The organism is Aerosakkonema sp. BLCC-F183, from assembly GCF_041929145.1.
GTDB lineage: Bacteria > Cyanobacteriota > Cyanobacteriia > Cyanobacteriales > Aerosakkonemataceae > Aerosakkonema.
On sequence record NZ_JBHFNU010000061.1, the window covers coordinates 157,152 to 165,024 of the forward strand.

The following is a 7,873-nucleotide window of genomic DNA, read 5'->3' on the forward strand; positions in this document are numbered from 1 at the left end:
TCTAAAATCTAAAATTGCCTAAACCTCATGCCCGATCGTTACATCCTTTTTTACAAGCCTTACAACGTTTTAACCCAATTTACAGACAACGAAAGCACCGAAGAGAAAAGACTCACACTCAAAGACTACATACCAGTTCCCTCAGTTTACCCGGTCGGACGGCTAGACAGAGATAGCGAGGGATTGCTGCTGCTGACGAATAACGGACAGTTACAGCATCGCCTCAGCGATCCTAAATTTGAACATCCGCGCACGTACTGGGTACAAGTGGAGCGAATTCCAGAAGAAGACGCATTGGAACGTTTGCGAAAGGGTGTGGTAATTCAAAATTACCGCACGCGATCGGCTTGTGTAAAAATGTTACCGACAGAACCAGCTTTGCCTCCCCGCGACCCCCCCATTCGCTTTCGCAAAAACGTACCGACCTGCTGGTTAGAAATTACACTCACAGAAGGACGCAACCGTCAAGTGAGGCGGATGACAGCAGCAGTGGGATTTCCGACATTGCGACTGGTAAGAGTGGCGATCGCCCACCTGCGCTTGTCAGGTCTAGAACCCGGTCAGTGGCGGGACTTAACCGCAGATGAACTCGCACCCCTGTTAAAAGTAGGAAGAGATAGGCGCGAGAGCGGGGGAGCCGGGGGGCAGGGGGGCCGGGGGGCCGGGGGACTTTCGGAACAGGGGAGCAAGAAAGTTTGACGATTTTTCTACACGCCACCTACATAAAATTATTTTCTTCCGTGAGTATGAATTAGCCCTGCCCCATCCCCCGCACTTCCTCTCCCTTTTGAATTTTAACTTTTGACTTTTTCTAGATACCCGCCCGATATATCAGTTAACCTGTACACAGGGCTATGCAGTAGGAAATGCTGCGGCTAGTGCAGCATAGCAGAAGTAATCCACCAGATCGGAAGTAGTTGAATGCCTGACGCTCAAAGGACTTTTGACTTTTGACTTCCGCGTAGCGGCACTAGGTTGTACCCCACCATGAAAAAGCCCAGGAAAGGGAATTGAGGAAGTACCCAAAATGCTTGTTTGCCCCCAATGTCACTTTGAAAACCCGGATGCGAATAAATTTTGTCAGCAATGCGGTACCTCTTTGACGCACAAAGTTTGTCCGGAATGTGGCTCTCAAGTTGCCTACAGCGCTAAAGTATGCCAAAACTGCGACACGTTCACGGGAACTGTGTGGTTGGGCATTATCTCAGGAAACCTAGAAGCGCCACCGCCGCCATCGTCTCATGGGGGAAGCACAGAAATAAAAGCAGCAAGGGGTGTAAAAAATGACACTTCAAACTTGCCTTCAACCACGACAGTTTTAGATAGCGAAGCAGCTTCAGCAAATTCAACAGAAATCCAGGTCTGGTGGGATAAAGATCGATCGGGACAACATCAGTTAGAAAATCAAGCCCAGACCGATAGTGGCGATAACACCAGTCAGCCCGGAGTAAGATTGCTTCCGGAGAGTTTTTTAGATGCCCAACAACGCTATCAACTCCTGGAAAGTTTCACACCGATCGCAAACGGGGAAATGCTCATAAAAGTGTTAGACTCTCAACCCCTGCAAGAGTCTCCTCTACAAGTCTTGCTCGATCGACAAAGCGTAGAGGAAAAAAATCTCCCGATCTCTTCGGCATCAATAGCTTCCGTCCCAGCCCTGGCCAAAGCGTATGTGGCGCTACAATCCCAGTTATATCCAGCCCTGCCCCGGATTCAAGATGCTTGGATACGTAACGGACAGCAGATAGTTTTATTAGAAGATCGGTCTGCTTGGCCTCTGTTGGTAGACCTGTGGAGAGATGACCAAATTTCCCAGATGCACCTATTGCATCTGCTCCACGAAATGGCCTCTATATGGGTAGCTCTGGAATCCTGGCATTGCCTCACGACCTTAGTGGATTTAAATAATTTGCGGGTGGATGAAGACCAATCTTTAGGGCTATTACGCTTAGAGCAAGACCCGGATAACTTCAGCCCGACCCTGGAAGTATTAGGCCAAGTTTGGCAGCAGCTATTTTTAGAGTCGGGGCGGACTCTATTTGGCCCGCTCGCTATGCTGATGAATGACCTGAAGGAAAACACAATTCCAACTATCGATATGCTGCGATCGCGCTTGCAAGCGATCGCAGAGGAATTTCAAGGTGACACTACCGAGCCCACCCCTATGCCCCCTGTCGATCCCTCCCAAAACAACCTCAATTTCGCGCCGACCTATACCCCCTCTGCTTCTACCAAAGAGCATCCAAGTTATTATCCCGGCCATCCCGGTGATGAAAACGAAACGCCTACCATTGTTCTACCCATGCAGTTGCTCAGCTTGGAAGACGCTGGGCGCACAGATGTGGGTCGGCAACGGCGGCACAACGAGGACTACTTTGGCATCAGAACTTCGTTCGTCAAGGCGGAAACACCCTTGGGTCGAAATGTTCTGGCCCGTGGTTTGTATATCCTCTGCGATGGTATGGGCGGTCATGCTGGTGGAGAAGTTGCCAGCGCTTTAGCGGTGAAAACTCTCAGCCAGTACTTCCAAGACAATTGGAAAGAGGATCTGCCTGATGAAGACACCATCCGCGAGGCAGTACTCAAAGCCAATCAAGCTATCTACGATGTAAACCAACAGGACGCTCGCTCTGGCAGCGGGCGTATGGGCACTACCCTGGTAATGGTTTTAGTTCAGGAAACGCAAGTTGTAGTCGCTCACGTCGGAGACTCTCGCCTCTACCGCCTCAGTCGCAGACAGGGACTAGAGCAAGTCACCACAGACCATGAGGTCGGTCAACGAGAAATTAAACGAGGCGTAGAAAGATCGATCGCCTATTCTCGTCCCGATTCCTACCAGCTTACCCAAGCTTTGGGCCCGCGCAACGAGCATTTTGTTGAGCCGGACATCGAATTATTCGAGCTAAATGAAGATACCCTGCTGCTGTTGTGTTCGGATGGTTTGTCGGATAACGACTTGATCGAAGCTCATTGGCAAACTCATCTCCAACCTCTGCTCAGTTCGCGAGCTAGTCTGGAACAAGGAGTAAATGAGTTGATCGATCTGGCGAACAACTATAACGGTCACGATAATATCACCGCAGTCCTGATTCGGGCGAAAGTGCGACCGGATCTGGAGCAAGCTAGATTTGGTAATAGCTAACTCAAAGCCAATGGCAAGCGCTAGATCCCCGACTTCTTGAAGAAGTCGGGGATCTAGAAGGATCTAATTCAGTCGATCGAGCGTGCTATTCCACCAAAGCCAAGCAACGACAACTGACAACTGATAACTGACAACTGACCAACGAATAATGGGATTTTCCGATGCGGTCACGCTGACTCTCTTACATCCCCAACAACCTGAGCCTCTGCAACAGTGGCGCTTTGATAACCAGAATTTTATTCGGATTGGCCGAGCGCCAGATAATGATGTGGTTCTCAGCGATAGTCGGGTTTCCCGCTACCATCTGGAACTGCGACGAATGGAGATATCAGGATCGAGATCGGGAAGCAATTTGGCCTCTACCGCTTGGCGTCTCGTCAATCAAGGCACTAATGGCACTTTTCTGGATGGTATTTTAGTGTCTCAAGCTTGGCTGGCAAATGGTTCTGTCCTCCAGTTGGCGCACGGAGGGCCGATGCTCAAATTTCATGCCCAGTCTGTCTCTCCACCCAAATCTCCTACAGCATCCCTCTGCAATCACGCAGGTAATTCTCCCCACAATCTATTCTGCATTCACTGCGGTCAACCGTTGCGCGTAGAACGTGCTATCCGCCAGTACCAGATATTACGGACTCTGGGACAAGGCGGAATGGGTACGACTTATCTTGCCTGGGTTCCCCAAGTGCAAGCTGGGCCAGGTGGCACACCTACGGAAGTCCAGGGGTTGGTGGTAATTAAGGAAATGAATGCGGATATGGCTGAAATAAGCAAGGCCCAAGAATTATTTGAAAGGGAAGCTCGTACCCTTAAAGCGCTGCACCATCCCGGTATTCCCCAGTTTTTTGACTTTTTTACGGAAAGGGGTAAAAAATATCTGGTGATGGAACTGGTTCACGGTGAGGATTTGGAGAAACGCATCTACAAAAATGGGCCTGTAACGCCAAAACAGGCGATCGAGTGGGCGATCCAAACTTGCGATGTGTTGGACTACATCCACAGACAAGACCCCCCACTCATTCACCGCGATATTAAACCGGCAAACTTATTAGTGAAAGCAGTGGACAATCGCATTGTCGTGCTGGATTTTGGCGCTGTTAAAGAAATCGGCACTCCTTTGGGTACTCGCATCGGCGCAGAAGGTTACAGCGCCCCGGAACAAGACCGGGGCCAACCCGTAACCCAGTCTGACCTTTATGCGGTTGGGGCAACTTTAATTTTCCTGCTCACTGGAGAAGCGCCCCACAAGTTTTATCGCAAGCAGGGGAAAGTTTACCAGTTTCAGCTGGAAAATGTGCCGACGATCGCACCCAAATTGCGAGCTGCCATCGAGAAAGTGACCAAGCCCAATGTGCGCGATCGCTACCAAACCGCAAAGGAACTTGCTACAGCTTTAGCTGCTTGCCTTTAGAAAAGTTTTGAATTTTCAATTCTAAACTCAGTCCGCAGTGCTATTCCTCTTCCCAGGCTTCTACAGCCAGCAAATCGGAGATCGGATCTTGCGTTGTGAAACCAAATTCCAGCAATTCCTTTTTCCAGTGAGGCCATTCATCCCCGTAGAGCAGGGCGATTTTCCAAAGACTATCGCTGGGTTTGATTAAATTGGATTCCACAAGAGATCGCACCTGACGTTGCATCTTCACCATCGGGTGAATAACTTGTTGAGTCATAAACTCCATTGAATTGGATTTATTTTTGCAAATATTTAACCGAAAAAGGCTTCCCGCTTCTTTTGGGTTACCGGTGCTTTTAGTTCTGTGCAGTGGGGAAGCGAACTTCTACCCTACTAGCTTAGCATAAAACGGACAAGCAAGCGTTTTTTAGCCTTGTCTTAAATGCCTATGGCTATCCAAAGGCAATTTTACAGTCTCGTTGATAATAGCACAATTCCAAAGTATCTTCCAGTTGTACTCAGCTTCACCAATCAAAGTAAAGGCGGCCCAATCTCTGGGTATGGGATATTTTTCGATCGTCGTCAGCATCGCCTGATGCAGCGCCTGCGCTTTATCGGGTTGTTTTGGCAAAATTTGATATAGCTGGGGCGTCGGGCGTCGGGCGTCGGGCGTCGGGGAAGAAGTCTTTAGAATCAAGGGTTTCAGGAATTCAGAATGCCTTAACCGCCAAGGCGATTAACCCGTGAGTGTCCTGGGAAGCAGGATAGTTGTCAGTAGTAAATCACAACTGACAACTGACAACTGACTGACCTATGAATTAGTCAGCACTACCTTTGCTGAAGAATGCAGCAGCAAACCATACTCCAACCCTTCCACCACCGCCTGATAGGAAGCTTCCAGAATATTGGTCGAAACTCCCACCGTCGTCCAACGTTGATGACCGCTGCTAGACTCCACCAAAACGCGAGTTTTTGCAGAAGTTCCCGTGTTGCTGTTGAGAATCCGCACCTTATAATCGGTGAGGTAAAATTTACCAATTATGGGATAAAAATTCACCAAGGCTTTGCGTAAGGCGGCATCCAATGCGGCTACCGGCCCATTTCCTTCCGCCGCTTCTAAGATATCTTTACCATTCACAGAAACTTTGATCGTGGCGAGGGCGTAGGGAAGGCAGTTCGCTTCGCCATCGCAGGGAGCAATATCGCAATGAAGTCGAAAACCTTTGAGTTCAAAGAATTTTTGTCGTTGTCCCAATGCTTCGCGCATCAGCAAATCGAAACTTCCTTCTGCCGCCTCAAATTGATAGCCTTCATTCTCCAATTCTTTGAGACGTTGTAGAATATGACGACAAGCGGGATTTTGTTTATCGAGGTCGATCCCGAAACTGCGGGCTTTTGCTAAAACATTGCTCAGCCCCGATTGGTCGGAAACGACGATGCGGCGACGGTTTCCTACGGTTTCGGGCTCAAGATGTTCGTAAGTTAGGGGATTGCGCTCAACTGCGCTGACGTGGATACCGCCTTTGTGGGCAAAAGCAGACAGTCCGACAAAAGGTGCGTGTTCGTCTGGCGCTAAATTGGCGATTTCGCTAATAAAGCGACTGGCTTGGGTGAGCTGTTTTAATTGGTCATCTTTGATACAGGAATAACCCAGCTTCAGTTGCAAATTGGGAATGAGAGAACAGAGATTGGCATTGCCACAGCGTTCGCCGTAACCATTCATAGTGCCTTGCACCATTCTCACACCTTCCATCACAGCAGCGATCGCATTGGCAACTGCTGTATCCGAGTCGTTGTGGGTGTGGACGCCCAGTTGGATTTGGGATTGGGAAATTTCTGCTGGTGCGATCGCTTCTACCACATCGCGGACAATTTGGCTAATCTCGTGGGGAAGAGTACCGCCGTTCGTATCGCAGAGGACAATCCATTCGGCACCGGCAGAGATCGCACTTTTCAATGTCTGGAGAGCGTATTCTGGATTTTGTTTGTAACCGTCAAACCAATGCTCGGCATCGTAAATCACCCGGCGTCCTTGACTGCGGAGATATTCGATCGTATCTCCGATCATCGCCAAATTCTCTTCTAAACTCGCCTTCAAACTCTCTGTAACGTGCAAATCCCAAGATTTGCCGAAAATCGTCACCCAGCGCGTACCTGCGGCTAGAATCGCTTGCAACATGGAATCTTCAGCGGCTGTCGTGCCCGGTCGTCGCGTCGAGCAAAAAGCCACCACTTCCGCTTGCTGTAACGGTTGTTCCTTCAGTTTCCAGAAAAATTGCACATCCTTGGGATTCGCCCCCGGCCATCCCCCTTCAATAAAGGGAATACCCAGTTGGTCTAGCTGGTGGGCAATCCGCAATTTATCTTCCAGCGATAGGGAAAGTCCTTCGCGCTGAGCGCCGTCGCGGAGCGTGGTATCGTAAATCCAAATCTGGTTGGAGGTGTCGGGGGTCATGGAGAGGGAGGATAACAAGGATAAATCACCTATTGATAACAAATGTGAAAAAATTTAGGAAGTCATCTACGTTTAATAAATATGCCAAAGGTAACAGCACAAGGGAAGACTTTTGAAGTAGAGTCCGGCGCAAATCTGCGTAAAGTTTTGTTGGATAACGATGTCGCTCTGTACAACGATAAAGCCAAAGTGATGAACTGTCGGGGCATTGGCACTTGCGGTACTTGCGCCGTTAAGGTAGACGGGGAAGTTTCCGAAGCTAGCTGGCGAGAAAAAGGGCGACTGGCTCTTCCTCCCCATTCTCCCGCGAAAAATCTGCGTTTGGCCTGCCAAACCAAAGTTTTAGGTGATGTTTCTGTGACAAAATTTGATGGGATGTGGGGACAGGGAGATCGCACTGTCTGGACGCCCCAAGGTTAGTTTCCTTCTGCGATCGAAATTATCGACATTATACCTTTGCCTGCTCTTGAGATTTTACCGGAAAATCGGGGTTTGTAAGGGGGGAGATTCAAAGCCTCTTCCTTATAGGTAGGGGATGAAAATCTCCCCCTTATACTAAATCCGGGTTAACGACCCCCGTTATAATGAAGCGCAGGGGAGCTTATGGAGAGAAGAGGAAAAATATAAAGGGGGTAAATAACCCGGATTTGATATTACACCAACAACTCTCAAGGGTAGCGAATCAATATTTTCATCTGTGTTATCATAAGTTTATCGTCAATTTCAACGATAAATCATGCTCGTCTACGAAATGAAGCTAGAAGGAATAAACGACCAGTACAGGAAGCTAGATGAAGCTATCCGCACTGCTCGTTTTATTCGCAATAGCATCATCAGAGCATGGATGGATGGCTTTATCAAAAGTCGCAATGATGCTTATGCTTAT

7 protein-coding genes and 1 pseudogene are annotated in these 7,873 nt (G+C 48.9%); 5 read left to right on the top strand and 3 right to left on the bottom strand.

The genetic code is table 11. The annotated features are described in order from the left end of the window. Window positions 1-27: 27 nt before the first annotated feature. The 3 genes from ACE1CD_RS17975 (at window position 28) to ACE1CD_RS17985 (ending at window position 4,550) form a co-directional block, all read left to right on the top strand. Complete coding sequence (locus ACE1CD_RS17975; protein WP_374825861.1) at window positions 28-699, top strand: pseudouridine synthase; 672 nt, start codon at window positions 28-30, stop codon at window positions 697-699. Between the two features lie 328 nt (window positions 700-1,027). After that, window positions 1,028-3,142 (top strand): serine/threonine phosphatase, encoded by a 2,115-nt coding sequence (locus ACE1CD_RS17980; RefSeq protein WP_374825863.1) that lies wholly within the window; start codon window positions 1,028-1,030, stop codon window positions 3,140-3,142. Window positions 3,143-3,290: 148 nt separating this feature from the next. After that, complete coding sequence (locus ACE1CD_RS17985; RefSeq protein WP_374794114.1) at window positions 3,291-4,550, top strand: protein kinase; 1,260 nt, start codon at window positions 3,291-3,293, stop codon at window positions 4,548-4,550. A gap of 40 nt (window positions 4,551-4,590) precedes the next feature. On the opposite strand, the gene ACE1CD_RS17990 is transcribed toward ACE1CD_RS17985, so the two are convergent. The 3 genes from ACE1CD_RS17990 to cimA all read right to left on the bottom strand — a co-directional run bounded on the left by ACE1CD_RS17990 (window position 4,591) and on the right by cimA (window position 6,987). Then, on the bottom strand, window positions 4,591-4,809 hold the full coding sequence (locus ACE1CD_RS17990) for a DUF4327 family protein (protein WP_190472220.1): 219 nt from the start codon (window positions 4,807-4,809) through the stop codon (window positions 4,591-4,593). Window positions 4,810-4,959: 150 nt separating this feature from the next. After that, window positions 4,960-5,229 (bottom strand): CHAT domain-containing protein, encoded by a 270-nt coding sequence (locus ACE1CD_RS17995; RefSeq protein WP_374794113.1) that lies wholly within the window; start codon window positions 5,227-5,229, stop codon window positions 4,960-4,962. Between the two features lie 114 nt (window positions 5,230-5,343). Continuing rightward, complete coding sequence (gene cimA, locus ACE1CD_RS18000; RefSeq protein ID WP_374794112.1) at window positions 5,344-6,987, bottom strand: citramalate synthase; 1,644 nt, start codon at window positions 6,985-6,987, stop codon at window positions 5,344-5,346. Between the two features lie 81 nt (window positions 6,988-7,068). Here cimA and ACE1CD_RS18005 point away from each other — a divergent pair, with 81 nt between their 5' ends. Together ACE1CD_RS18005 and ACE1CD_RS18010 are read left to right on the top strand one after the other, a co-directional pair. Further along, window positions 7,069-7,407: a 2Fe-2S iron-sulfur cluster-binding protein gene (locus ACE1CD_RS18005; protein WP_374794111.1), complete on the top strand. Its 339-nt coding sequence runs from the start codon at window positions 7,069-7,071 to the stop codon at window positions 7,405-7,407. A gap of 316 nt (window positions 7,408-7,723) precedes the next feature. Beyond that, window positions 7,724-7,873, top strand: a pseudogene (locus tag ACE1CD_RS18010) (RNA-guided endonuclease TnpB family protein); the annotation flags it as partial.

What these genes read in the sequence shown, in the direction of transcription:
- ACE1CD_RS17975 (WP_374825861.1), top strand. Translation starts at nt 28, where the DNA reads ATGCCCGATCGTTACATCCTTTTTTACAAGCCTTACAACGTTTTAACC.
- ACE1CD_RS17990 (WP_190472220.1), bottom strand. Translation starts at nt 4,809, where the DNA reads ATGACTCAACAAGTTATTCACCCGATGGTGAAGATGCAACGTCAGGTG.
- ACE1CD_RS18005 (WP_374794111.1), top strand. Translation starts at nt 7,069, where the DNA reads ATGCCAAAGGTAACAGCACAAGGGAAGACTTTTGAAGTAGAGTCCGGC.
- ACE1CD_RS17980 (WP_374825863.1), top strand. Translation starts at nt 1,028, where the DNA reads ATGCTTGTTTGCCCCCAATGTCACTTTGAAAACCCGGATGCGAATAAA.
- ACE1CD_RS17985 (WP_374794114.1), top strand. Translation starts at nt 3,291, where the DNA reads ATGGGATTTTCCGATGCGGTCACGCTGACTCTCTTACATCCCCAACAA.
- cimA (WP_374794112.1), bottom strand. Translation starts at nt 6,987, where the DNA reads ATGACCCCCGACACCTCCAACCAGATTTGGATTTACGATACCACGCTC.